This window comes from Waltera intestinalis, from assembly GCF_009695995.1.
In the GTDB taxonomy this organism is placed as follows: Bacteria; Bacillota; Clostridia; order Lachnospirales; family Lachnospiraceae; genus Acetatifactor; species Acetatifactor intestinalis.
This window is the reverse complement of sequence record NZ_VUMU01000001.1, coordinates 198,676-222,648: the sequence shown is the minus strand read 5'-3', so window position 1 is coordinate 222,648 and position 23,973 is coordinate 198,676. Positions and strand designations below refer to the sequence as shown.

Annotated in this window: 26 protein-coding genes; 8 read left to right on the top strand and 18 right to left on the bottom strand. The window is 48.2% G+C overall.

Going from position 1 to position 23,973, the window contains the following annotated elements:
- Positions 1-16: 16 nt before the first annotated feature.
- From FYJ59_RS01070 to pheA, 3 genes are all read right to left on the bottom strand, one after another.
- Complete coding sequence (locus tag FYJ59_RS01070) at positions 17-1,567, bottom strand: Ppx/GppA phosphatase family protein (RefSeq protein WP_154494909.1); 1,551 nt, start codon at positions 1,565-1,567, stop codon at positions 17-19.
- Between the two features lie 8 nt (positions 1,568-1,575).
- Positions 1,576-2,862, bottom strand: coding sequence for an ATP-binding protein (locus FYJ59_RS01065; protein ID WP_118692470.1), 1,287 nt, complete (start codon positions 2,860-2,862; stop codon positions 1,576-1,578).
- A gap of 87 nt (positions 2,863-2,949) precedes the next feature.
- The gene (gene pheA, locus FYJ59_RS01060; protein ID WP_154494908.1) at positions 2,950-4,074 is read right to left on the bottom strand and encodes a prephenate dehydratase; all 1,125 of its coding nucleotides are present in this window, start codon (positions 4,072-4,074) and stop codon (positions 2,950-2,952) included.
- Between the two features lie 309 nt (positions 4,075-4,383).
- Between pheA and FYJ59_RS01055 the strand changes: the two genes are divergently transcribed.
- Positions 4,384-5,409, top strand: coding sequence for a DUF5050 domain-containing protein (locus FYJ59_RS01055; protein WP_154494907.1), 1,026 nt, complete (start codon positions 4,384-4,386; stop codon positions 5,407-5,409).
- Positions 5,410-5,478: 69 nt separating this feature from the next.
- Here FYJ59_RS01055 and FYJ59_RS01050 read toward each other — a convergent pair whose 3' ends face one another.
- Complete coding sequence (locus FYJ59_RS01050; RefSeq protein WP_022154707.1) at positions 5,479-5,829, bottom strand: ArsR/SmtB family transcription factor; 351 nt, start codon at positions 5,827-5,829, stop codon at positions 5,479-5,481.
- A gap of 81 nt (positions 5,830-5,910) precedes the next feature.
- Entirely contained in the window at positions 5,911-7,002 is a 1,092-nt protein-coding gene (locus FYJ59_RS01045; protein ID WP_154494906.1) for an FAD:protein FMN transferase, read from the bottom strand.
- Between the two features lie 65 nt (positions 7,003-7,067).
- Between FYJ59_RS01045 and FYJ59_RS01040 the strand changes: the two genes are divergently transcribed.
- Together FYJ59_RS01040 and FYJ59_RS01035 are read left to right on the top strand one after the other, a co-directional pair.
- Positions 7,068-7,484 (top strand): NusG domain II-containing protein, encoded by a 417-nt coding sequence (locus FYJ59_RS01040; protein WP_205839417.1) that lies wholly within the window; start codon positions 7,068-7,070, stop codon positions 7,482-7,484.
- Positions 7,485-7,551: 67 nt separating this feature from the next.
- The gene (locus tag FYJ59_RS01035) at positions 7,552-8,049 is read left to right on the top strand and encodes a Gx transporter family protein (protein ID WP_022154709.1); all 498 of its coding nucleotides are present in this window, start codon (positions 7,552-7,554) and stop codon (positions 8,047-8,049) included.
- On the opposite strand, the gene folK is transcribed toward FYJ59_RS01035, so the two are convergent.
- The 5 genes from folK to FYJ59_RS01010 are packed head-to-tail and all read right to left on the bottom strand — an operon-like array spanning position 8,027 to position 12,205.
- A complete protein-coding gene (folK, locus tag FYJ59_RS01030; protein ID WP_154494904.1) occupies positions 8,027-8,884 on the bottom strand; it encodes a 2-amino-4-hydroxy-6-hydroxymethyldihydropteridine diphosphokinase in 858 nt (285 codons plus the stop codon). The two genes, FYJ59_RS01035 and folK, sit on opposite strands and share 23 nt — an antisense overlap.
- A 39-nt stretch (positions 8,885-8,923) precedes the next feature.
- Positions 8,924-9,736, bottom strand: a complete 813-nt coding sequence (gene folP, locus FYJ59_RS01025; RefSeq protein ID WP_154494903.1) for a dihydropteroate synthase — start codon at positions 9,734-9,736, stop codon at positions 8,924-8,926.
- 51 nt (positions 9,737-9,787) lie between these two features.
- A complete protein-coding gene (locus FYJ59_RS01020) occupies positions 9,788-10,270 on the bottom strand; it encodes an HD domain-containing protein (RefSeq protein WP_154494902.1) in 483 nt (160 codons plus the stop codon).
- Between the two features lie 58 nt (positions 10,271-10,328).
- Complete coding sequence (folE, locus tag FYJ59_RS01015; protein WP_154494901.1) at positions 10,329-10,886, bottom strand: GTP cyclohydrolase I FolE; 558 nt, start codon at positions 10,884-10,886, stop codon at positions 10,329-10,331.
- A gap of 2 nt (positions 10,887-10,888) precedes the next feature.
- On the bottom strand, positions 10,889-12,205 hold the full coding sequence (locus FYJ59_RS01010) for a bifunctional folylpolyglutamate synthase/dihydrofolate synthase (protein ID WP_154494900.1): 1,317 nt from the start codon (positions 12,203-12,205) through the stop codon (positions 10,889-10,891).
- 47 nt (positions 12,206-12,252) lie between these two features.
- Here FYJ59_RS01010 and FYJ59_RS01005 point away from each other — a divergent pair, with 47 nt between their 5' ends.
- Positions 12,253-12,675 carry a putative ABC transporter permease gene (locus tag FYJ59_RS01005; RefSeq protein WP_235897865.1) on the top strand — a complete coding sequence of 141 codons (423 nt, stop codon included), beginning with the start codon at positions 12,253-12,255 and terminating at the stop codon, positions 12,673-12,675.
- A 14-nt stretch (positions 12,676-12,689) separates the two neighbouring features.
- Here the strand turns inward: FYJ59_RS01005 and FYJ59_RS01000 are convergent, their stop codons facing one another.
- Positions 12,690-14,063 (bottom strand): MATE family efflux transporter, encoded by a 1,374-nt coding sequence (locus FYJ59_RS01000; protein ID WP_154494899.1) that lies wholly within the window; start codon positions 14,061-14,063, stop codon positions 12,690-12,692.
- Positions 14,064-14,137: 74 nt separating this feature from the next.
- Complete coding sequence (locus tag FYJ59_RS00995; RefSeq protein WP_154494898.1) at positions 14,138-14,518, bottom strand: PH domain-containing protein; 381 nt, start codon at positions 14,516-14,518, stop codon at positions 14,138-14,140.
- Positions 14,519-14,766: 248 nt separating this feature from the next.
- On the opposite strand from FYJ59_RS00995, the gene FYJ59_RS00990 reads away from it, so the two are divergent.
- The 3 genes from FYJ59_RS00990 (at position 14,767) to FYJ59_RS00980 (ending at position 16,941) form a co-directional block, all read left to right on the top strand.
- Positions 14,767-15,306, top strand: coding sequence for a nitroreductase family protein (locus FYJ59_RS00990; RefSeq protein ID WP_022154718.1), 540 nt, complete (start codon positions 14,767-14,769; stop codon positions 15,304-15,306).
- A gap of 203 nt (positions 15,307-15,509) precedes the next feature.
- Positions 15,510-16,421, top strand: a complete 912-nt coding sequence (pyrB, locus tag FYJ59_RS00985) for an aspartate carbamoyltransferase (protein WP_154494897.1) — start codon at positions 15,510-15,512, stop codon at positions 16,419-16,421.
- A 91-nt stretch (positions 16,422-16,512) separates the two neighbouring features.
- Positions 16,513-16,941, top strand: a complete 429-nt coding sequence (locus FYJ59_RS00980; RefSeq protein ID WP_117465826.1) for an aspartate carbamoyltransferase regulatory subunit — start codon at positions 16,513-16,515, stop codon at positions 16,939-16,941.
- A gap of 95 nt (positions 16,942-17,036) precedes the next feature.
- Here the strand turns inward: FYJ59_RS00980 and FYJ59_RS00975 are convergent, their stop codons facing one another.
- The 5 genes from FYJ59_RS00975 to kduI all read right to left on the bottom strand — a co-directional run bounded on the left by FYJ59_RS00975 (position 17,037) and on the right by kduI (position 21,889).
- Positions 17,037-18,068 (bottom strand): sugar kinase, encoded by a 1,032-nt coding sequence (locus tag FYJ59_RS00975; protein WP_022154725.1) that lies wholly within the window; start codon positions 18,066-18,068, stop codon positions 17,037-17,039.
- 292 nt (positions 18,069-18,360) lie between these two features.
- Positions 18,361-19,326: a bifunctional 4-hydroxy-2-oxoglutarate aldolase/2-dehydro-3-deoxy-phosphogluconate aldolase gene (locus FYJ59_RS00970; RefSeq protein WP_154494896.1), complete on the bottom strand. Its 966-nt coding sequence runs from the start codon at positions 19,324-19,326 to the stop codon at positions 18,361-18,363.
- 96 nt (positions 19,327-19,422) lie between these two features.
- Positions 19,423-20,061, bottom strand: coding sequence for an RpiB/LacA/LacB family sugar-phosphate isomerase (locus FYJ59_RS00965; protein WP_118550534.1), 639 nt, complete (start codon positions 20,059-20,061; stop codon positions 19,423-19,425).
- Positions 20,062-20,166: 105 nt separating this feature from the next.
- Positions 20,167-20,970 (bottom strand): gluconate 5-dehydrogenase, encoded by an 804-nt coding sequence (locus tag FYJ59_RS00960; RefSeq protein ID WP_022154728.1) that lies wholly within the window; start codon positions 20,968-20,970, stop codon positions 20,167-20,169.
- 58 nt (positions 20,971-21,028) lie between these two features.
- Complete coding sequence (gene kduI / locus FYJ59_RS00955; protein WP_328597183.1) at positions 21,029-21,889, bottom strand: 5-dehydro-4-deoxy-D-glucuronate isomerase; 861 nt, start codon at positions 21,887-21,889, stop codon at positions 21,029-21,031.
- Between the two features lie 287 nt (positions 21,890-22,176).
- Here kduI and FYJ59_RS00950 point away from each other — a divergent pair, with 287 nt between their 5' ends.
- Positions 22,177-23,070 (top strand): AraC family transcriptional regulator, encoded by an 894-nt coding sequence (locus FYJ59_RS00950; RefSeq protein WP_148445586.1) that lies wholly within the window; start codon positions 22,177-22,179, stop codon positions 23,068-23,070.
- 32 nt (positions 23,071-23,102) lie between these two features.
- Here the strand turns inward: FYJ59_RS00950 and FYJ59_RS00945 are convergent, their stop codons facing one another.
- On the bottom strand, positions 23,103-23,966 hold the full coding sequence (locus tag FYJ59_RS00945) for a YitT family protein (RefSeq protein ID WP_154494894.1): 864 nt from the start codon (positions 23,964-23,966) through the stop codon (positions 23,103-23,105).
- Positions 23,967-23,973 lie beyond the last annotated feature (7 nt).

The window sequence follows — 23,973 nt, the reverse complement described above, 5'->3', positions numbered from 1 at the left end:
CGTCCTGCTGCCTCCCTTAAAATTTCTTCTTCTGCCGGATCACCGGTGTGATGCTGTATACTTCTTTGAAAAATTCTGTGTTCGTCTGGAAGAATCCTCTTTCCAGAGTAATATCTTCCTGGCTATCTATTTTCAGGATCAGTTCGTTATCCTGCAGTACGGCCTTCACACCCTTCATTTTCTGTTTGTGGCTGCGGTCCAGACTGTTTGCCAGTCGCAATATAGCTGTCAGTTTCGCTACCGTTAAATAGCTCTCCTTATCCAGTCCCTGGGGACGATCCTGTGCCTGCCCATAATACACGAAATTACTGTGATTAAAACGCACCACATTAGCTACGATCTCACGCTCCATATGGGAAAGTCCGATCATCTCCGTCGCCATGATAATATCATAGGACGCTTCTCCGATGTTGATCATGCTGATATATTTTCCACAGTCATGCAAGATTGCAGCCAGGCGCAGATACAAACGCTCTCTCTGGCCCATGCCGTGGACTTTTTTCATACTGTCAAAAATCGTGGTGGTGATATGTTCCAGGGTATCCGCTCTCCTGGTACTACCGTTGTAGCGTTTGCTGATATTCATTGCGCAGGCGATAATATCCTCCGCAAAATCATGCTCTCCCCGGAGTAATTTATTCTGCTCCGCATATTCATAAGCGATACCATCGCACAATGTGACACCCGGTGCCCAGATCAGCGCCGCTCCCATCAGCTCGGCAATGCGTTTGGTCAGGACCGCACTGATATACACAAGAGGGACTTTTTCCTCCGCAATATCCATCCGCTTTGCAAGCTCCGTGGTTCCTCTGGTCCGAAGTGCCTCCATCAGCTGGTAAAACGCCTTACTGTCCACCATGGCATTTCCGTCTCCCCGCTCATGTGCCTTCCGCACTGCCCAGGGTGACAGATAATCATCCACGATAATGATATTTTTGATCTCACGATCCTTAAGATACAGCTTTTTATAATCATCCAGCTGTGCCGTAGCCAGTTCGTCCACCAGCTGCTCCATCTGGGTACTGCCCGCATTCAGATGATTCAACAGCTCCTGTAAACGTAATACACCAAGGCGTAAGTTCTGGGTCGATACCAGAGTATCCTTGTCAAACAGGGAGATCTGAATACTTCCGCCTCCAATGTCCAAAATCGCCGTCTTCTCCTCGATGATCCTGCGGAACGTCTCCCCTTTGGAGGCAATCGACTTGTAATCCAGGAATCTCTGCTCGGAGTTGCTTAAGATCTCTACCCGGATGCCGGTACGCTGCTCAATTTGATCCTGCAGGATCAGGGTATTCTCCGTCTCACGGATGGCACTGGTGCCGTATGCCTTATAAGCGATCACTTTATAAGCTTCCATGATCTGTGAGAATTCTTTCAGGGTATGGCACAGATCATCCATTTTTTCATTGCTGATCTTCCCATTGGCATAGGTATCCGATCCCAGATCGATTCTCTGACGGATACAGTCGATCTCCCGCATGGTATTTTTCCCCGAAAAATCAAATATTTTCATGGTGAGTTCGAAACTGCCCACATCGATGGCAGCGAAAGTTTTTACACTCATAGGGTTCCTCACTTTCCTAACAGGTAATCAATGAACTGCTGGGCACTTCTTCCGGACAATCCGCCGTGGGATAGTTCCCATTTATTAGCCTCCTGTAAAAGCTCCTCTTCCGGCATCTCCACATGATATCGCTCCGCCAGTGTCTTTACGATATTCTGGAATTCCTTTTTATTGGGAGCGCCGAAGTAAATAGTCACGCCGAAACGATATACCAGCGACAGCTTCTCCTGTACGGTATCACTGGTGTGCATATCCTCGCGGGTCTCTTCCTTGTCACTGTAATTTTCGCGGATGAGATGACGGCGGTTGGATGTCGCATAGATCAGAACATTCTCCGGCTTCTTCTCCAGTCCGCCCTCGATGACTGCCTTGAGGTATTTGTACTCGATCTCAAATTCCTCAAAGCTTAGGTCATCCATGTAAATAATGAATTTATAATTGCGGTTCTTGATCTGACTGATGACCGCATTCAGATCCTGGAACTGATGCTTGTAGACTTCGATGATCCGCAGTCCCCTGTCATAATATTCATTGGCAATCGCTTTGATGCTTGAGGATTTACCGGTGCCCGCATCGCCAAACAGCAGACAGTTGTTGGCCTTTTTTCCATTCACAAATGCCTCTGTGTTGTCCACCAGCTTTTTCTTGGGAAGCTCGTAGCCTACCAGATCATCCAGCTTCACGTGGGCAATATTTAAAATCGGAACGATATGTACTCCTTCCTCATCATGGGTGATACGGAAAGACTTGTGCAGGCCAAATTTACCGACACCGTATTCTTTATAGAACTGGGTCAGTGTGGATTTCATATCTTCTGCGGTTCCGTCTGCGCAGAACTTCTCCGCCAGCTCACAGATTCTGGCGCAGATCCGTTTATTATAGACCTTGCTCTCCTGCATGCTGCTGGCATAATTTTCTATTAAGGAAAATTCCGGTACCTTAAGTATCTCCATCATGGGAGCAAAATCAAAATCATAGAATTCCTTGAAAATGCAGATATCATGCAGCGCCGCATCGTTGATGGAGCCGGCAATCTCTCCGCGGATCTCACAGCCGCAGCTGTAGCTGTTCTCGTTGTTCACCAAAAGATTTGCCAGGTAACAGTGCCACAGATTCCCATGAAATCCGTAATTACCCGCCAGGTCGATCAGGTCATGGATACACTCGTAAAACAGTGCCGCCATGTCCTCTGTATTGTAATATTCATCATCGTAATGGGACATGAGAAATGCCATGTCATACAGCAGTTCCCCATCCTCAAAATCACGATATACGATCAGTTCTTTTTCTCTCATATGTCTAACCTTCTTGTCTTATGTTTTAACTGTTCAGAGCCATGTAACGATTATCGAATGGTCGTCGGATGCTTGTATTCGTAATACTTAGTAATTGCCCAGGATCTTCATGCTGCGGGCTTCTTCCCGAAGTCCCCGCAGTGCGTTTTTCACTGCGCTGTCCGCAAGGTTCCCCTCAAAATCGATGAAGAAACGATACTCCCAGTTCCGGTCGGGAATGGGGCGGCTCTCGATCTTGGTCATGTTTAGATTGTTGTAAATAAAATGGGACAGAATGTGATACAGGGATCCGCTCTCGTGGGGAATCTCCAGGCACAGGCTGATCTTGTTGGCATTTTTACGGAAGATCTTCTGGTTTGTCACAATGATGAAACGGGTGGAATTGCTGTCGGAATCATTGATCCCTTTTTTCAGAATTTCCAGTCCGTAGGTCTCTCCCGCATATTCGCTGGCGATGGCTGCCTGGGTTTTATCCTTTTCCTTCGCTACTTTTAACGCTGCGAAAGCGTTGTTCTGCATACTGATCTGCTGCCAGTCATGCTCCGCCAGATATCTGGCACTCTGCATCAGGGACTGGGGATGGGAATAGACTCTTTTGATCTCTTCCATCTTCGTCCCGGGCAGTGCCAGCAGACAATGCTCGATGGGAATGACCTGCTCTCCTACGATATAATTCTCGAATTCTACCAGCAGATCATAGATCTCATTCACGATTCCGGCGGTGGAATTCTCAATGGGAAGTACCGCGAAATCCGCGCTGCCTTCATCAATAGCACTCATGGCATCCCGGAAAGTTTCCACATGGAAGGCATTGACATTTTCCCCGAAAAATCTGTGCATGGCAGCCTGGGAATAAGATCCCTCCGCTCCCTGGTAGACCACTCTGGCGCAGTCGGTTTCCAGTTCTTCCACGCCGATAAAAGGAAGCCTTCCCTCACTTCCGTGGGCGGCTAACAGCTGGTACTGAAGCTTCCGGCTCATGGACATGATCTGTTCAAACAGTTCTTCCACTCCGTGGCTGTTGAAATCGTTGTGGGTCAGTGCCTTGACACCGGCGATCTTCTCCTGCTCACGCTGCTTGTCGAATACTTTTTTCCCCGTCTCTATTTTATATTCCGCCACCTGTCTGCTGACATCCATGCGCTCCTCATAGAGATTTACGATCTGTCTGTCAATGGTGTCGATCTGTTGTCTTAACTGTGATAAATCCATGCTGTTCTCCTTAACTTAACTGATATCTACGAATTGCTCCGCTGCGAAGCAGCTATCGCAATTCTCAAGCATTCGGAATCCGCTGATTCCAAACGTAACTATTCAGAACCCCATTCGCAAAACCGCCTCTGCAAGGCTTTTCTGAATAACATGCTTGCATGTTATTTGCTCATAGTGGTTACTTCGCCCATTGGCTCTGAATAGTTACATTCTATATCAATTTCACCTTGTTCGCAAGCAAGAAGCACGGTATAATATTAGATATTACACAAACTTTACATTCCATTTTGTTGGAAAGAAGGTTAACACATGAAAGATAAAAAAGCCTTGTTCATTTTAATTCCTTTTCTTCTGTTCGTGATCATCGTTGGCGCACTTGCCATCGTGGGCGACCGGATCCCCGACAATCCCCCGGAGACGGTAGGCAATACTGCGGGCAATCTGAACAATTCCGGTTACTTCTGTGAGTACGACGGAAAAGTTTATTTTGCCAATGCTTACGACAGCAACACCTTGTACTCCATGGATCCTTCGGAGCAGAATATCAAAAAACTGGGCAATGCTTCCGCAAAAAATATTCTGGCCGGGGGAAAATATCTTTACTACTACCAGACCGGAGCTTCCGGGGATGCCGGTATCGGTGCCCTGCGTACCGTTCGTTCCTTTAACCGCTGTAAATTAAACGGTACGGATGTGACCGGACTTACCAGAGATCCCATCGTTTCCGCCCAGTTGGTGGGAAGTAACCTCTACATCATGACCTCAGGCGATAACGGACCTTTATTTTACCGCATGGGCATCGACAAATCCGGCAAAACGGATCTGGCAGATTACGAGATCAATCCCGCCTGTGCCGTGAACGGTACCATCTATTACAACGGTACTCAGGAAAATCATTATCTCTATGCGCTGAATACCTCGACGGACAGCATCTCCACTCTATGGGACGGCAATCTGTGGTACCCTATCGCACAGGGTGACTATATCTACTATATGGATGTGGAAAATAATTACAGACTCTGCCGCTACTCTTTGTCCCGGAATGAGGTGGAAGTCCTGACCGAAGAGCGGACCGACTGCTTCAATGTAGGATACGGCTATGTATACTATCAGGTGAACGGCGGAGAGGCATGCCTGAAATGCATGCGGGATGATGGCAGTGATTCCTGGGTCATTGCAGAGGGCAATTATACTGCCATCCATATGACTTCCCAGTATGTTTATTTCCAGATGTTCGGAGAGACTTCCACCTGGTATCACTCCCCTTTGGGCAGTCAGAGCTACAGCGGATTTGATGCAGCCAGACAGGCAGCACTGGATGCATTGAAAAAATAATGACAGGCAGCAAGAGCCGCAGACATTCCGCCTGCGGCTCTTATTTTTCGTTCCTGTTGCAAATTATTTTCAGCCTTCTTCGATATGATTCAGACCCTGATTCAGGATCGTGATGATATGGTCATCTGCCAACGCATAAAAAATCGTCTTGCCATCTCTGCGGTTTTTCACCAGATCCATCTGCTTCAATACCCGCAGCTGATGAGAAATAGCAGACTGAGACATGCCCAGCAGCGTGGCAATATCATACACACACATCTCAGAGCACAATAGTACCGACAAAATTTTTAATCTCGTTGCATCTCCAAACACTTTGAAAAACTCTGCCAGATCCTGAAGTTCCTCTTCCGGCGGCATCTTCTCATCGATCTGTCTTATGGTCTCCGGATCAGCGGAGAGATAACTATTCTTCTCTTCCATCGTAATCTCCATTATCATTGCTGTATCAGCGGATGCCTGCCGCACCTGCTGTTATCTACGGTTGACTATATTTACTATACACTATTTCTGAGAATTCGACAAATGGAAATATTGCTGCAGTCCCTCTGTCATGGTAATCGTTCCCTCATGGTCGATGAACAATGCTTCTGCATCGTATTTTTCCAGGAGCTTCTGTCCTTCCTCCGATCCCAATACAAAGCAGGCGGTAGACAGCGCATCACTTAAAAATCCGTCCTTGGTCACGATGGTAACTCCCGCCACATCGCTGCGTGTGGGGAAACCGGTCCTGGGATCCAGTATATGATGATATCTGACACCATCCACTTCCACGTACCGCTCATAATCTCCAGAAGTGGATACACAGTACCCGCCATCCAGCGTTAGCACTCCTACACTTTGCGAAGGCTCCAGCGGATCTGTCACCGCAATCTGCCAGGTGCCGCCCTCCGGCTTATTTCCGTAGGTTAAAATGCTGCCTCCCACAGAGATCACGGCTCCGCTTACCTCCGGATATTCCTCCAGGATCTTCCGGATCTCATCCAGTGCCACCCCTTTTCCCACTGCTCCGAGATCTATCTGCATTCCCGCCGGAATACTCACCACTGTACTGTTCGTCCGCTGTTCCAATATCATCTGCTTCCAGCCTGCCAAAGCGCATGCCTGTTCTATTTCCTCCAGCTCCGGAAGTTCATAGTCCTGCGGGTCATCTGCTGCCGCCCAGGTATCAATGTCCCACAGTCGGCTGAGCTTACCGATGCTCACATCGAAAGCCCCACCTGTCTGTTCCGAGATCTGCAGGCATCGTTTCAGCCAGCCTGCCATCGCGGCGGAGACCTGTATCGGTCCCTTTCCGGCGGCTGCATTAATCTTCGCCACTTCCGCACTATCCAACCGCCAAGAAAGTTCCTGTTGTTCCAGGTCGTTTAGTTTCTGCAATACAACGTCCGTTACCTTTTCATCTGTTTTTCCGTTCGTTGCAGTCGGGGAATTTCCGGTCACGTAAACGGTCTGGGAGATCACGGTTCCCATGGCGGTATCTATGCTTTTTTCGCATTTGGTCTGCTGTCCGCAGCCTCCCAGAAAAAGTGCCGGGATCATTGCAAAAAGCGCTGCCAGACGCACCGCCCACGGCATTTTCAAATACTTCTTCATTTTTTACATTCCTTTTGCTATACTGTTCTCATCGAAAGGAGTTCCTTATTCCTATGAATGCTTCCATGAATGATCGAAAAAAAGCAGTTCTCCTTGCAGCAGTTCTGCTTGTAATAGCCATCCTTTGCGGAATCCGGATCTATGCGGTCTCCCACAGTTCCACCGGAAACGGTCAGGCGCTCTATGCTGACATTTATCAAAGCGGTGAATTACTTGAGACCATCCGTCTGGACACAGTGACTGACGAATATACCTTTGAAGTTCCGGGAGCGAACGGTGCCTCGAACACTGTCTGCGTCCGTCCGGGCAACATCGCCATTATCTCTGCCAATTGTCCGGATCAGATCTGTGTGCATCAGGGATTTATCAGCACCTCACTGCTTCCCATCACCTGTCTGCCCAACCGGCTGGTGATCCGGGTAAGGGAAGAGGCTGCCTGTTTGGATGACACGACGCTCGTCCCGGACGGCGTGACCTATTGATAGAAGATCCTTTTGCCTGCACCGCGTTTATGAATTGCAAAAACACGGAGATGATACGGAGATGATTATGAAACCACCCTTAGCTACCAAAAAACTAACGACGCTTTCCCTGCTCTCTGCCATTGCGTTGGCGCTGTATGCCGTGGAAAGTGCTCTGCCCCCCATTGTTCCGATCCCCGGCATTAAGCTGGGGCTTGCCAATATAATAACACTTGTTGTTCTATGGAAATATTCCGCAAAAGATGCTTTTTTCGTGCTTCTGGTGCGGATTCTTTTAGCGACCCTGTTCTTCGGTCAGGTCATCAGTCTCCTGTACAGTCTCTCCGGCGGTCTCCTGTGCCTTCTGGCAATGGTATTTGTGCAACGGCTGTTGCATGGACATTATCTGTTCCTTGCAAGTATGACCGGAGCTGTTTTTCATAATCTGGGGCAGATCGGTGTTGCGTTTTTACTGACTTCTGTTCCCGCTGTGCTGGTCTATCTGCCGTTTTTACTGTTAAGCGGTCTGGTGACCGGTCTGTTCATCGGTCTCTGTGCCCGTTTTACGCTTCGTTTCCTTCCGTAAGATCCACAGGAAGCTCCGACAACATCTGTGTTACGGTCTTGTGCGTAATGGGATGACGGAAATTCGGTGCCAGCTCACTCAAAGGCTTCAGTACAAAATAACGATTCTCCATATCGATATGTGGGATCACCAGATCCTCGGAAGCATACACCAGATCATCATAGAAGATAATATCCAGATCCAGAGTCCGGGGCCCCCAGTGAATCTTACGTTCTCTTCCTTCCATCTGCTCAATACGGTGCAGCTCCTGTAATAATTCTTCCGGTGCAAGCAACGTTCGGATCTCAAACATTCCATTTACGAAATTATCCTGCTCTACGACGCCATAAGGCAATGTCTCCAACAGCTCCGACACCTTTTCCACTCTGATGTCTTTGTTCTTCTGAAGCTGTCCCAAAGCCTGCGCGATATGCTCTCTGCTGTCTCCCATATTGGAACCCACGGCAATATAGGCTTCATGCCATTCCCTGTGAATCGCCACAGATACACTGCCAAAGGGTAATGGGATCGGAGCCTCGGGCTTGCGGATCTCCAGATCCAGTCCCTGTACCAGTGGAAAATGCTGTAATACTTCGTAAGCAGTCCGCTCCGCCACCGTTTCGATCAGTTGAAAAGTATGCTGCTGCATGAACTCCGTGATAAACTGACAGACCTCTCCGTAATTGGTGGAGAGACTTAAGTCATCCGCCAGTCCTGCCGGACGGGTATTCGTATATAACGTGGCATTCACATAAAAATGCTGTCCTTTTTCATTTTCTTCCGGATATACGCCGTGATGCGCGTATACTTCCAATTCTTCGATACGGATCTGGTCCTCATAAGTGCCTTTTTTCATTTGCCGACTCCGCCTTTCCCAACGCTTCTTCGCAAAATATCAGTTACTGCTGTTTAAAATGGCTTCACACATTTTAATGGTGCGAACATTTTCCTTCACATCATGCACACGGACGAACATGCATCCCTTCTGCACACCGAACATGGTGGTCACAAGCGTCCCCTCTACTCTCTCTGTCACCGGCAGATCCAGTGTCAGTCCGATCACGGATTTGCGGCTGCATCCTAAAAGCAACGGATAACCGAACATATTCAGTTCTTCCAGACAGTTGATGATCTCCAGATTGTTCTCATAGGTCTTGCCGAAGCCCACCCCGGGGTCTAAGATGATCTTCTCATCCGCGATGCCTGCCGCTTCCGCCAAATGGATCGTGTCCGCCAGATCCGCTGCCACATCCTGCATGAAATCCCGATAATCCGCTTCCTTACGGTTATGCATCAGACAGCAGGGCAGACCGCTCTTCGCAATGACCTCTGCCATACGGTTATCATATTTCAGTCCCCAGATATCATTGATGAGATCTGCTCCTGCACGGATTCCCGCCTCTGCCACACCGCTTTTGTAGGTGTCCAGGGAAATGGGAATGTCAAAATTTGCCTTCACCGCCTCGATCATCGGTACGACTCTGGCAATCTCCTCCTCATCAGATAACAGGGTATAACCCGGTCTGGTGGATTCTCCGCCGATATCCACAATATCCATCCCCTCAGCGATCATTTCTTCCACATGCTTCAATGCCCGGTCTCTGTCATTCCACTTTCCTCCGTCGGAAAAAGAATCCGGGGTCACATTCAGGATTCCCATTACATAAGTATGTCCCTTAGTCTGAAATTCTCTGTTGCCAATCTTCATTTGTCTTCTCCCCACGTTTCTAAATATTATTTATGATGTTCCCGACACCAATCAATACTTAATTGTCAGGTTCTTCTTGCCGTCTTTCCAGTTGCAATCCTTCTCCGCATCGCACGCAAAGCAGGCACGGCTTGCCTTATCCGCCCGATACAGGATGCCATTTAGATTCTTCTCCTTCGCCGCCTCAGGATCCCGGTGTCTGGAGATCGCCGTTACAATAACACCCGTTTCTTCATCGTTGAATCCACACGCCTTCAGAATCTCCGGTGCGATCCGTGCACTGGCCTGCTCATGCGGAATGCCATTCTCGTACTGTTCATGTTTCCCACAATCGTGGAGCAGTGCCGCCGCATAGATCCATTCCCGGTTGATCTTAAGCCCTTCCTCCAGCGCTATGATCGTACCGATCCTGGCTACATCCAGAAAATGCACCATACTATGACGGCAGAAGCGTCTGTCTGCTTCTGCCGCATTGTTTCGTCCTAAATGATATAAAAACAAATCGTGATTTAATATTTTATCAATTCTATCCATCGGAGTCTCCATCATTTCATCCCGTTCGCTTAGCAGCTTTCTTCCGCATCCGTAATCTCTACCGGTTCACCAACTGTAAAAATCTGTCCTGCAATTCCTTATTCTCCGCAAAGACTCCCCTTGTCACCATGGTAACGGTCCGACTGCCGGGCTTTTTGATCCCGCGCATGGTCATGCACATATGCTCCGCTTCCAACATTACCATAACTCCCTGAGGCGCCAGATATTTCATGATATCATCGGCGATCTGTGCCGTCATGCGCTCCTGGATCTGTAATCTTCTGGCATATACCTCCACAGTCCTGGCAAGCTTACTCAGACCCACAACCTTGCCATCGGGGATATACGCAACATGAGCTTTGCCGTAAAAAGGCATCAGATGATGCTCACACATAGAATAGAAGGTAATATCCTTCTCCAGTACCATCTCGTTATTGTCTACGGAGAAGACCTTCGACAGATGTTCTCCCGCATCCTGATCCATACCACCGCAGATTTCTTCATACATCCTGCCGATCCGCTCCGGTGTCTCCTTCAGTCCTTCTCTATCGGTATCTTCCCCGATTCCTTCCAGTAAAAGCTTTATTGCTTCCTGTACTTTCTTCTGATCTACCATTTTCACCGCTTCGCTTTCCGTTTATTCCCTGCTGTCTGTCTCTTCTCCATGAGCTTCAGGATTCTTCCCAGATAAGAGAGAGAACCGAAGCACAATATCACATCATCCCGTCCTGCCAGCAGGTGACTAAGTTCCACTGCCTCTTCCAGGCTGTCCACCGCCGTCACATTGGGGTGTACCTTTGCCACCTCTGTTGCCAGATCATAGGCATGCATGGCTCTGGGATTGTTCGGAGGTGTCACCGTGAGAATCTGATCCGCATACTTCTCTGTCAGTGCGATCACGCGGTCCACTTCCTTATCCTTTAACATTCCCATTATATAGATAATTCTTTTATTTGTAAAATAGAATTCTATGGAATCCGCAAGTTTTGCGGCTGCATCCTCGTTATGTGCACCGTCTACTATAAATAACGGGTGTTCTTCCAGTATTTGCAACCGTCCGTTCCAGCCAGTCTCCTTTAGGCCTTTTCGAATGGCAGTCTCTTTGATCTCGTAACCGCATTTTTCCAGAGCCTGCACCGCTTCCAGCGCCAGCACAGCATTTGCCACCTGGAATTTCCCCGCAAGGGTGATCTCCAGCTTTTTATAATTTCCATAATCGAAGGTCTGCTTTTTCAGTCCGTATTTCACATGTTTTGCATTTGCCGCATCTGCGATGGTCAGTATACAGCCAAGCGCTGCCGCCGTCTGCTCCACAACCTTTTGTGCCGCTTCTTTTTGCCGCATGGAGACCACCTGACATCCCGGCTTACAGATTCCGGTCTTGTGTGCTGCAATCTCCTCCAGACTGTTACCTAAGAATTTCATATGATCCATACCGATGGAAGCCAGTACCGCCACCTGCGTGGTCGTGATCAGATTTGTAGCATCCTCCCTGCCGCCCATACCGGTCTCCAGTACGACGATATCACACTGTTTTTCCCGGAAATACCAAAAAGCCAACGCCGTCTCAATCTCAAAAGGCGTCGGATGATGGAAGCCGTCACTTACCATAGCATCACAATGTTTTTTTATGATCTCCAGTCCTTCACACAGATCCTTATGCGTGATCTTCTGCTTTCCGATCTGGATTTTTTCACAATATTCAATAATAACGGGTGATATATATTTTCCCACACGGTATCCGGCAGCCTGTAAGATGCTGGAAATGTAGGCAAGTGTGGATCCTTTTCCGTTGGTTCCCGCAATATGCACAAATTTTAATTCATCCTGCGGATTTCCCAGTCTCCTGCACAGTTCCCGGATGCTGTCCAGCCCCGGAACGATGCCGTAAGTTCCCACTTTTTCCATATATTCCATTGCTTCCTGATAATTCATAGCAATCTCTCCCGTATCATACGTTGAAAATTTCATATACTATGTCCATGAAAATGACAAAATCCATCGCAAACTCTTTTAAAACCTTCGGCAGGAGCTTTCTCCTGTGCGGACTGTGTGGCTGGTGCATGGAGATCCTGTTCACAGCGCTACACTCCCTTCGGCGCAGGGATCTGCGTCTTACCGGTAATACTTCCCTGTGGATGTTCCCGATCTACGGCTCCGCCTGCCTGCTTGCACCCTTCAAACGGCTATTTGCACACCTGCACATCAGTCGTCCCAGACGCGGGCTGTTCTATATGGCAATGATCTTCACCGTGGAATATCTCAGTGGGCGCCTATTGTGGAAGCATGGTCTCTGCCCCTGGGATTACGGCAAAAGCCGTTTCCACATCCACCGGATCATCCGGCTGGACTATGCTCCCTGGTGGTTCCTGGCAGGACTGTTTTTTGAAAAGATCCTGCCCTGAGCCGTTTTACAGCATTACTGCATTGCTTCTGCCAGCATCCGTTCCTCATGAACCTTTTTTTCCCGCACCATCTTCTTCATGAGGAAATGATAAGCGATCCAGAGGAAAATACCTGCGGTCAGCCAGGCTGAGGCATTGGCAAAGCACACACCCACATAACTCATCAGATACGCTGCCGCAAAAGCCACGATACCACGGCTCAACAGTTCCACCACACCGCCCATCATGGGCATGAAGCCAAAGCCACATCCCTGCAGCGCATTTCGGAAGATAAATATCATTCCCAGCGGAATGAAGAACATGCCACAGATCGTAATATACGTTCTGGCATAGCCGCATACCATCTCAATCTGTTCGGAGATGAACAGCGGTACAATATAAGGAAGCGCTATATATACCAGTCCGTAGACAAGCACCGCATAGACACCGGACATGATATTGGCAGCTTTCACGCCCTTCCGGATACGGTCCAGATCATTGATACCGCGGTTCTGCGCACAGTAAGTTGCCATAGTCACACCCATTGCAGCAAAGGGCTGTGTCACCAGCTGCTCCACCTTGCAGGAGACAGAATAAGATGCCACCACCGTAGAACCCAGCAGATTCAGTGCTGCCTGTACCAGAATGGTACCGATAGCAGTAATGGAAAACTGCAGTGCCATGGGAATTCCCACGGTCAGCTGATTTTTCACACACTGACTTTCCAGTCTGCAATGCTCCGGACGGATATGCAGTGCAGGTACGCTCTTAATAATATAAATCAGACACAGTACACCGGATAATCCCTGAGAAATGATAGTCGCATAAGCTGCACCGCCCACTCCCATATGACCGTAAACGATCAGTACATAGTCCAGGACAATATTCGTCACCGAAGCGATCACCAGCAATACTAACGGCACCACACTGTTGCCGATGGCACGCAGGATACTGGACAACAGGTTATACAATACATTGCAGGCAATTCCCGCACAGATGATCATAATGTATTCCTTCGTCATATCGAAAATATCTTCCGGAGTATTCATCACCCGAAGCAGACTGTCCATGCTGGCCATACTGACTGCCGTCATCACGATTGTCACGATCACCGACAGGATGGCTGCGCTTCCGATACTTTTGCGCATACCCTCCCGGTCCCTGGCTCCGAAGCGTTGTGCCGTCAGCACAGTAAATCCGGTGGTCAGTCCCTGGGTAAATCCCAGGATCAGGAAGCTTACCGACCCGGTGGCTCCTACTGCCGCCAATGCATCTACACCTACGAACCGACCCACGATAATGGTATCCACCATGCTGTATAACTGCTGGAAAATATTACCTATGATAATAGGAATGATAAATTTTGTAATCAGCTTAGAAGGGCTGCCCTTCGTCATATCAAGTTCCATAAATCTCTTCTCCCGAAAAAACAGGACCCCGGAAGGTCCCGTCTCTTATACACATGTATACTTGTTTCTCAATATTACTGTAAATCGTCAATATCCCCGATCTCTCCGGAACCGATATCCAGCATGTTCACGGTTCTGCGCTTCAATCTGGCTTCCTCTGACTCCTTCAAAATAAATTCCTTGATCTGCTTGGAGTTGCGGATATGCTCGATCAACAGTTTGGGATGAGTGGTATCACCGGTATAACAGACAATGGTGCCAAGTCCTACCATTCTCTCCCAGATACTTGCCGTATGCTCCACATCCTGTACCTTGTACATATAGCAGTCATTCTCTACCTTGGTGAACACACCTGTATCCACAGTAATCATATCCTCTTTGATCATATACCTGGTAAAAGTAAAAGGTAATCCCAAAAATAACCAGCGCTTCTTTTCCACAAATTCTACAGACATAATGCCCTCCTTTTATTGCCTGGTCCGGTATTCCACAGCCGCCTGTAACGTACAGTAGAACCGTCTTTTACACAACCGGATTCATAGATATAGTTCTCTTTGCCTCATTATATGATATCCTATCCGGGAATGCAAAACCTTTCTATCATATCCACACAAATTTTCTATATTTTTCACTTTTTCCTGCTTGATTCTCCTACAGAGAAATGGTATTATGTTACAAATATAAAAATACAGGAGGATAAACAATGACCGCAAAAGAATGTATCACAGGCCGCAGAAGTATCCGTCAGTATACGGATCAACCCGTATCTCATGAGCTTCTGGCTCAGATCGTAGAGACAGCTTCTTATGCTCCCAGCTGGAAGCATACGCAAATCGTTCGTTATATCGCTGTTGAAGGCGAAAAGAAAGCGAAACTGGCAGCATGTACTTCCTCCTTCCCGGGTAATGGCAAGATCATGGAGAACGCTCCCATGGTCGTTGCAGTAACCGTGATAAAGGGCAGAAGCGGTTTCGAGAGAGACGGCTCCTTCACTACCGCCAGAGGCGATGCATGGCAGATGTTCGATGCCGGTGTTGCCAGCGAAGCCTTTTGCCTGGCTGCTTACGAACAGGGCCTTGGCACCGTGATCATGGGTATTTTCGATCAGCAGGAAGCTGCTGATCTCCTTGAGATTCCTGAAAATCAGGATCTGATCGCACTGATCCCCATCGGTTATCCCGCAGAAGCACCCGTTGCTCCCAAACGGAAACCCGTAACGGATCTATTATCTTATCAACAGTAATTTTAAAGTCGAAGAGTTTTTCCTCTTCGACTTTTTTCTGGTCAGGGTATGAGCTGTCCGCTTCCTGCGAGCTCCGTTTCTACCCGCATCATAAGAAAAGCGCTGTATTCTTATGATGTCGCATACACAAGCGAGCACGGATTCTCCTATTCCGTACAGTCACTGTGTCGAAAATAGCAGCGCAGAAATGAGGAAATGAAAAAATGAGACACTTGATGAACCCACTTGACTTCTCTGTTGAGGAACTGGACAAGCTGTTCGCTCTGGCAGACGACATTAAGAAGGATCCCGCCAAATACGCCCACAAATGCGACGGCAAGATCCTCGCCACCTGCTTCTACGAGCCCAGCACCCGCACACGTTTAAGCTTTGAATCCGCCATGACACGTTTAGGCGGCAGAGTCATCGGCTTCTCCGATGCGGCTTCCTCTTCTGCTTCTAAAGGAGAAAGTGTATCCGATACCATCCGCATCATCTCCTGCTATGCGGACATCTGCGCTATGCGCCATCCCAAGGAAGGTGCTCCCATGGTAGCCGCAGAGAAATCCCTGATCCCCGTGATCAATGCCGGTGACGGTGGACATCAGCATCCCACCCAGACTCTGACCGACCTGCAGACCATCCGCAGCCTCCACGGCGATCTGAATAATTTTACCATCGGTCTGTGCGGTGACCTGAAATTCGGCCGTACCGTACACTCCCTGATCAACGCACTGGTGCGCTATGAAGGCATCAAATTCATCTTCATCTCTCCCGAGGAACTGAAGATCCCCGACTATGTCACCGACATGCTCCGTGAGAAAGGCATTCCTTTCCAGGAAGTTATCCGTCTCGAAGATGTGATGCCGGAGTTGGATCTCTTATACATGACCCGTGTACAGAAGGAACGTTTCTTCAACGAAGAGGATTACGTCCGCCTGAAAGATTTCTATGTATTGACCCCGGAAAAAATGGAACTGGCGAAGCCCGACATGCTGGTGCTGCATCCCCTTCCCAGAGTCAATGAGATCTCCGTGGAGATCGATGACGACCCCAGAGCCGCCTATTTCAAACAGGCACAGTTCGGTGTCTATGTCCGTATGGCTCTGATCCTGACTTTGCTGGGTCTGGCATAATTTTCCGGCATCTGACCGCAAAATTATCTTATGAATTCGTATATTAAAGTTAACATACGCAGCACTCTGTGCCTGCAGAATGGAGATTACTATGTTAAATGTAGGAAAAATCGAAGAGGGCTTCGTCCTCGATCATATCAAAGCCGGAAAAAGTCTCTCGATCTATGAGCACCTTCAGCTGGATAAGTTAGACTGCACCGTTGCTATCATCAAAAACGCCCGCAGCGGAAAAATGGGCAAAAAGGATATTCTGAAAGTAGAATGTGACATCGATATGCTGGATCTGGATGTGCTGGCATTCATCGACCACAACATCACCGTCAACGTCATCAAAAACGGTGAGATCGTAGAGAAGAAGGAACTGGTACTTCCCAAACAGATCAAAAACGTCATCAAATGCCGCAACCCCAGATGCATCACTTCCATCGAGCAGGGACTGCCCCACGTATTCGTCCTCTCCGATGAGAAAAAAGAGATCTACCGCTGCAAATACTGCGAAGAGAAATACAGCGAAAGCTAAATCTTCAGATCATAAGATGTCAAAACAAAAAACTCACCTGCATGTTACCACGCAGGTGAATTTTTTTATTTTTACACTATTCTGTTTCCAGAAGATTATCTCTGTACACGTCCGGAAGCATCGCCGCCAGCCAGGGTCTCAACTTCTTTTCTGGATACCAGGTTGAAGTCGCCGGGGATGGTGTGCTTCAGAGCAGATGCAGCTACGCCGTACTCAAGAGCATCCTTGAAGTTCTTGCCATCCAGCATACCGCAGATCACGCCGCCTGCGAAGGAGTCACCGCCGCCTACACGGTCAACGATGGGATGGATGCTGTACTCTTTGGAGTGATAGAACTCCTTGGTATCTCTGGAGTAGATACAAGCAGACCAACCGTTATCGGAAGCGGAATGGCTTACACGCAGAGAGGATACGCAGTACTCGAAGTTGAACTTGTCAACCATCTGCTCGAAGATGGACTTGTAACCAGCCAGCTCCAGCTCACCGCTGGTAACATCGGTATCGCCGGGCTTGAAGCCAAGTACCAGCTCAGCATCTTCTTCGTTACCGATACATACATCAACGTACTTCATCAGGTTGGTCATAACCTTCTGAGCCTTCTCAGAGCTCCACAGCTTCTTACGGAAGTTCAGGTCTACGGATACCTTTACGCCGTGCTTCTTAGCAGCGATCAGAGCCTTCTCGGTCAGCTCTGCTGCAGCGTCGGATACAGCGGGGGTAATACCGGTGAAGTGGAACCAGTCAGCGCCTTCGAAGATCTCATCGAAGTTGAAATCAGCCTCGGTTGCGGTGGAGATAGAGGAATGTGCTCTATCGTATACAACCTTGGAAGGTCTCATGGAAGAACCGCTCTCCAGGTAGTAGATACCCAGTCTCTCACCGCATCTTGCGATGTGCTTGGTCTCTACGTTGTACTTTCTCAGAGCTGCTACTGCGCACTCACCGATCTCGTTGTCAGGAACCGCGGTAACGAACTCAGCGTCATGACCGTAGTTAGCCAGAGATACTGCTACGTTAGCTTCACCGCCGCCGTAGTTTACATCGAACTCGTCTGCCTGGATAAATTTCTCGTTGTTGGGGGTGGACAGTCTCAGCATGATCTCACCCATGGTAATTACTTTTGCCATTTTGGTATATTCCTTTCTCACTAAAAATTGTCTATTATCTCCGGTTGGATGGCTGCATATTCCATCACGGACCCGCTCTCGCTTCGGCCCTCCTGTAGCGGTACGTAAGATACTAAAATACAGCATCTAAGTACCGACGGTCGGTTAGAGTCCGTGTCGGAACACGCAACCGTCCAACCTGATTATTCTAAATCCTATTCATTCCACCGTGTAATCGCTATATTACAGCGGAAGCGGGTCCGTGACTGAAATATGCAGTCGACGGAGCCGTCCGGTTTTCGGAATCCTATTCTTATTTCTGTACCAGATGAACTGCAAATCCGCCGATCTCTTCCTTCAGGTAGATAGCCTTCAGGTTGCCCTTGGCATCTCTCTTAGCGGACTCTTCGTTGAACTCAACGCCCAGAACAGTGCTCAGGTAGTTGACAGCTCTCTCGATGTAGTTGGTCTTAACAGCGATGTGGCCGTTCTTGCCCAGGTAAGGAGTCTTCATAACTTCCAGAGCAGAGCCTGCGAATACGGAGCTGTTGCCAACCTTAGCGGGCATACCGAAGATGAATGCGAAACGGTTCGCAGCCTTAACAGCCTCTTCCTCGTTCTCTGCATTGACACCAACATGAGCCAGTTCGAAGCCCAGCATGGTCTGTACTGCTTCTCTGGTCAGCTGCTCGATCTTGTCCCACTCACCGGCATTGATCAGGTCACCGGGAACCATCCAGGAACCACCGCAAGCGATGATCTTGGGGAAGTCAAGGTAAGAAGTCAGGTTCTTAGCGTTTACGCCACCGGTAGGCATGAACTTCATGTTTACATAAGGAGCTGCCATAGCCTTGATCTTAGCCAGACCGCCGGACTGCTCAGCAGGGAAGAACTTAACTACATCCAGGCCAAGCTCGATAGCCTGCTCGATGTCGCTGGGGCTGGAAGTACCGGGAGTGATAGGGATATTCTTCTCTACACAATACTTAACGGTTCTGGGATTTAAGCCGGGGCTTACGATAAACTTAGCGCCTGCTGCTACTGCTGCGTCAACCTGCTCTGCGTTCAGAACGGTACCTGCACCAACACACATGCTGGGGAAGTTTTCGGTCATGATCTTGATAGCTTCTGCTGCTGCGCTGGTACGGAAGGTAACCTCTGCACAGGGAAGTCCACCTGCGCAAAGTGCCTTTGCCAGAGGAAGTGCATCTGCTGCGTTGTCAATTTTTACAACCGGTACGATACCGATTTTGCTGATTTGCTCTAATACTGCGTTCATAAAAAACACCTTTCTGTCTTATAGACTAATAGTTATGTGAAAAATCTTCGCAGGAGATCCTGCCGAAAATATTTCTGCAAAATTAAGCCAGTAATTTTATGCCAATACTTCCTTCACTGCCGCAGCGATCTTGTCGCACTTGCAGTTTGCGAAGAAATACTCCTTAAACTTGTCACCGGATAAAGCACCCTTTACCAGTTCTCGATCCAGATTCTTCAGGATAGTAACCATATCGGTATGAGTTACTTCCTTTACCTGATCCAGGATCTTCTTGTTGCGCTGCTCGGGAACAACTCTCTCAGGGGGATATCCACCGCCACCGGGAGCACAGAACAGCTTTTCAAAGGTATACTGTAAGTTCAGTTCACCGCCCCAGCCGAAGTTCTCAGCAAAAGGAAGTGCTACACAGTTACCGTCGTTTACCTGAGAGAACAGGTAAGCATCCAGAGGGGACTCAATATGTCCGCACAGAACCTTAGGGAAGGAATTGCATGCAAGCATGGCACCTTCGCCGGTTCCGCATCCGGTGATCACGAAATCCGCTGCACCGGAGTTCAGAAGAACTGCTGCCAGAATACCATTCTGTACGTAGGTCAGGGAATTGGGATCCTCTGCGCCGCACATACCGTAGTTGAATACTTCATGACCCATGGGCTCTACTACTTTTTTAAGAGTAGCACAGATCATTTCATTCTTGGCAGCCTGACTGTTTTCATTGATCAAAGCTATCTTCATGAGATACTCCTTTTCTAATCTAAACGCCACAACAGTCAGCCGCCGAAATTCTTCTGCGACTGACCTGGTGTGGGTAATTTATTTTGTTTTCCTTTTGCGCCGGTTCTACTGGGGCTGTTTGCCGATGTAAGCAAGGATACCGCCATCTACATAGAGGATGTGTCCATTGACTGCATTGGATGCCTCAGAAGCAAGGAATACAGCGGGACCGGTCAGCTCTTCGGGCTTTAACCATCTGTTAGCAGGGGTCTTAGCGCAGATGAACTGGTCGAAAGGATGTCTGCTGCCATCGGGCTGGATCTCACGAAGAGGAGCCGTCTGAGGAGTCTCGATGTAACCGGGTCCAAGGCCGTTACACTGAATGTTGTACTGGCCGTACTCGGAGCAGATGTTCTTGGTCAGCATCTTTAAGCCGCCCTTAGCTGCTGCATATGCAGATACAGTCTCACGACCCAGCTCGGACATCATGGAACAGATGTTAATGATCTTACCATGACCCTTCTTGATCATTGCAGGGATAACTGCTTTCGATACGATGAAAGGTGCATTCAGGTCTACGTCGATTACCTGACGGAACTGATCTGCGGTCATCTCGGTCATAGGGATTCTCTTGATGATGCCTGCGTTGTTAACCAGGATATCGATGGTGCCTACTTCCTTCTCGATCTGAGCTACCATAGCATTAACTGCTTCTTCGTTGGTAACGTCACATACATAGCCGTGAGCCTTGATGCCTTTCTCAGCGTATGCAGCGATTCCCTTGTCTACCAGCTCCTGCTTGATATCGTTGAAGCAGATGGTAGCGCCGCACTCAGCATATGCGGAAGCGATAGCGAAGCCAATACCGTAAGATGCGCCGGTAACCAGTGCGACCTTACCTTCCAGTGAGAAATTAGTGAATTCAGACATTGTTTTTTCTCCTTTTCTTTATTAAAACTGTTATTTTAGTTACATTTCCACAAGGATCTTATTTCAGATCTCTGTTGTCGACACCGTCCATGTCATCAAAGTCCTGATTCTCGCCGACCATACCCCAGATAAAGGTGTATGCTCTGGAACCGCATCCGGAATGGATGGACCAGCTGGGGGAGATGACTGCCTCTTCGTTACGCATTACGATGTGGCGGGTCTCATCGGGTTCTCCCATAAAGTGCATTACAAATGCATCCTCGGGAATATCAAAATACAGATATACTTCCATACGTCTGTCATGTGTATGACAGGGCATGGTATTCCATACACTGCCGGGCTCTAACTTCGTCATACCCATCTCCAGCTGACAGCTCTCTACCTGTCCTGGAAGGATATATTTGCAGATAACTCTGTGGTTGGCATCCTCCAGAGTACCCAGCTCTACTTTATTCTCATCCTTTACAATGACTACACCCTCTTCGGGAGTACCCTCCGGCTTGATCAGCACGGTCGGATAAGTCCTATGTGCGGGAGCGGAATTCAGATAAAATTTAGCGGGCTGCTTCTCATCCTCACTTGCGAAAATGATCTCCCTGGAGCCCATTCCTATGTACATAGCTTCCTTGTAGCCCACCTTGTACACTTTGCCATCAACGGTAATCATACCTGCTCCACCGATATTGATCACACCCAGTTCTCTTCTCTGGCAGAAATATTCTGCACGGAGTTCATCTCCGGCGGTCAGAGTGATAGGGCTTACAGGAACTGCTGCTCCTGTAATGATTCTGTCGATGTGGCTGTACACCAGCTTGATCTCGCCGGGTACAAACAGATTCTGGATCAGAAACTCTTCTCTCAGACGCTCTGTGGTGTAATGCTTCACATCTCTTGGTGATACTGCTGTTCTAAGTTCCACCTTACGCCTCTCTTTCCTCAACGGGCGGCCTGCGTGCCGCTATTGAATGTTACCTTTTTATGAAAGCACTTACATTATAACATATCATTGTAACTATTTCCAACACCTTTTTACACATTTTTATAAAATTTATAAAAAGGCGGAAGGGCTGTAAATGCTTTTCTCTTTTGTATGACTTAAGTATACTCGAAAAAATTCTCAATGTCTTTTCATTTTTTGGTCTAAACATTGCAAATTTTGAACTTTTGATGTTTAATAGAAATATCGAGAGAAAGGAACACATGAAAATGGAAGAACTTACTTCTTGTAAAACAGCCATAGAAAATTGTAAAGTCTCAGGGACCTTTGCCATTGCCCACTTATATAAAGAAGAAAAAGCCATGGACATGCACATCCATGACTGCTATGAGATCTATTATTCCATCTGCGGCGGCAAACAGTTCCTGATCGACAATTGTTTCTATACGATTGCCCCGGGGGATCTCTTTATCATCAATCAGTATGAAAGTCACAAGCTGACCCAGATCGACAATTCCGTCCATGAGCGGATCGTCCTGTCGGTAGCACCGGACTTCATGAAACAGATTTCCACAGAGCAGACAGATCTGAGCTTCTGTTTCACCCACCGCAGTACCCCTTTTTCCCATAAGCTGTCATTAAATAAGGAACAACAGAAGCGATTTCTCTATTATATCAACAAAATCACCTCTGCGGAGGGCTTCGCCCATGACATTACGGAATATGCCGCTTTCATGGAACTGATGGTCATGCTCAACACTCTGTTCGTCAGGAACACGGAACAGACCTCCACCGGAGAAAACACCGCAGATGCCGCGGAATACAAGGACAGCTCCTACCGCTACAACCATCAGGTGGACGATATTTTAACCTTCATCAACCAGAATATCTCCCAGCCCATTACCATAGAACAGTTAGCCGGACAGTTTTACTTAAGTGAATCCTATATCTGCAGGATCTTCAAATCCGCCACCGGCACCACGATCAACAAATACATCACCGCCCGCCGCATCAGTATCGCCAAAGCCGTATTGAACGAAAACGGTAATGTCATGGAAGCCTTCGAACGCAGTGGTTTCACAGACTACAGCAATTTTTTCAAAGCTTTCACCAAAGCCGTAGGCATCTCCCCGAAAAAATACGCAAGCCTGAGTGTCAGTTAAACTGCTGACTCTCAGGCTCTTTTTTACAACTCTTAATCATTCGGTCTCTGATAAAATCTTCCCGCCAGGTTCTCCGTGCGGATCATATTGACGAAGGCCTGGGGATCGGTCTTACGCACCGTATTCACGACCTTATTCACTTCATCGCGTCCTACCACGGAGTACAGCACATCACATTCCTGTTTGGAATAACAGCCCTCTCCCTTGATCAGTGTGGCATCATGGTGCGTGATCTCCGCAATGGCTTCGTAGACATCCTCCGGTCGTTTGGTCACGATGATCAGTGTCTGCTTCTGATACCGCTTGTATAATATATGCAGCACCTGGGTGGAGGTGTACTGGAAAATAATGGAATACAGCGCCTTGTCCCATCCGAACAGTGCTCCAGCGATCCCAAGGATCACCACATTTCCGGCGAAAATATAATTCCAGGAGTCAATGCCGTATTTCTCCGACAGGAAAATTGCGATAAAATCCGTACCTCCGCTGGTGGCATTGGCAAACAGGCACAGACTGATAGCTAATGCATTGATCAATCCACCGAAGATAGAGATCAGCAGAATATCCTCCGTCATGGGAAATGACGGCACAATATCTGTCAGGATACCACTCACCACGATCATCAGGCAGGAATAGCCGGTAAATTTTTTCCCGATAAATTTGAAACTAATGGCAGCCGGAATCGCATTCAGGATAAAATTGATCACCGAGAAGGGCGGCTCCCAGTGCCACAGCAGTGCACTGATCTCCTGTATCAGACGAGTCAGACCGTTGAATCCACCGGGGATCAGTCCTCCGGTGCGGGCAAAGCTTTTTAAATTCACAGCCATAATAAGGGATCCCGCCAGGATCAGGCAGGTACGCCGCAAGGTATCACAAATACTCTTCTTCGTCATAATTCGC

Coding starts and splice junctions, on each gene's coding strand:
- FYJ59_RS01070 (WP_154494909.1), bottom strand. CDS start 1,567: ATGAGTGTAAAAACTTTCGCTGCCATCGATGTGGGCAGTTTCGAACTC.
- FYJ59_RS01065 (WP_118692470.1), bottom strand. CDS start 2,862: ATGAGAGAAAAAGAACTGATCGTATATCGTGATTTTGAGGATGGGGAA.
- pheA (WP_154494908.1), bottom strand. CDS start 4,074: ATGGATTTATCACAGTTAAGACAACAGATCGACACCATTGACAGACAG.
- FYJ59_RS01055 (WP_154494907.1), top strand. CDS start 4,384: ATGAAAGATAAAAAAGCCTTGTTCATTTTAATTCCTTTTCTTCTGTTC.
- FYJ59_RS01050 (WP_022154707.1), bottom strand. CDS start 5,829: ATGGAAGAGAAGAATAGTTATCTCTCCGCTGATCCGGAGACCATAAGA.
- FYJ59_RS01045 (WP_154494906.1), bottom strand. CDS start 7,002: ATGAAGAAGTATTTGAAAATGCCGTGGGCGGTGCGTCTGGCAGCGCTT.
- FYJ59_RS01040 (WP_205839417.1), top strand. CDS start 7,068: ATGAATGATCGAAAAAAAGCAGTTCTCCTTGCAGCAGTTCTGCTTGTA.
- FYJ59_RS01035 (WP_022154709.1), top strand. CDS start 7,552: ATGAAACCACCCTTAGCTACCAAAAAACTAACGACGCTTTCCCTGCTC.
- folK (WP_154494904.1), bottom strand. CDS start 8,884: ATGAAAAAAGGCACTTATGAGGACCAGATCCGTATCGAAGAATTGGAA.
- folP (WP_154494903.1), bottom strand. CDS start 9,736: ATGAAGATTGGCAACAGAGAATTTCAGACTAAGGGACATACTTATGTA.
- FYJ59_RS01020 (WP_154494902.1), bottom strand. CDS start 10,270: ATGGATAGAATTGATAAAATATTAAATCACGATTTGTTTTTATATCAT.
- folE (WP_154494901.1), bottom strand. CDS start 10,886: ATGGTAGATCAGAAGAAAGTACAGGAAGCAATAAAGCTTTTACTGGAA.
- FYJ59_RS01010 (WP_154494900.1), bottom strand. CDS start 12,205: ATGAATTATCAGGAAGCAATGGAATATATGGAAAAAGTGGGAACTTAC.
- FYJ59_RS01005 (WP_235897865.1), top strand. CDS start 12,253: ATGAAAATGACAAAATCCATCGCAAACTCTTTTAAAACCTTCGGCAGG.
- FYJ59_RS01000 (WP_154494899.1), bottom strand. CDS start 14,063: ATGGAACTTGATATGACGAAGGGCAGCCCTTCTAAGCTGATTACAAAA.
- FYJ59_RS00995 (WP_154494898.1), bottom strand. CDS start 14,518: ATGTCTGTAGAATTTGTGGAAAAGAAGCGCTGGTTATTTTTGGGATTA.
- FYJ59_RS00990 (WP_022154718.1), top strand. CDS start 14,767: ATGACCGCAAAAGAATGTATCACAGGCCGCAGAAGTATCCGTCAGTAT.
- pyrB (WP_154494897.1), top strand. CDS start 15,510: ATGAGACACTTGATGAACCCACTTGACTTCTCTGTTGAGGAACTGGAC.
- FYJ59_RS00980 (WP_117465826.1), top strand. CDS start 16,513: ATGTTAAATGTAGGAAAAATCGAAGAGGGCTTCGTCCTCGATCATATC.
- FYJ59_RS00975 (WP_022154725.1), bottom strand. CDS start 18,068: ATGGCAAAAGTAATTACCATGGGTGAGATCATGCTGAGACTGTCCACC.
- FYJ59_RS00970 (WP_154494896.1), bottom strand. CDS start 19,326: ATGAACGCAGTATTAGAGCAAATCAGCAAAATCGGTATCGTACCGGTT.
- FYJ59_RS00965 (WP_118550534.1), bottom strand. CDS start 20,061: ATGAAGATAGCTTTGATCAATGAAAACAGTCAGGCTGCCAAGAATGAA.
- FYJ59_RS00960 (WP_022154728.1), bottom strand. CDS start 20,970: ATGTCTGAATTCACTAATTTCTCACTGGAAGGTAAGGTCGCACTGGTT.
- FYJ59_RS00950 (WP_148445586.1), top strand. CDS start 22,177: ATGGAAGAACTTACTTCTTGTAAAACAGCCATAGAAAATTGTAAAGTC.
- FYJ59_RS00945 (WP_154494894.1), bottom strand. CDS start 23,966: ATGACGAAGAAGAGTATTTGTGATACCTTGCGGCGTACCTGCCTGATC.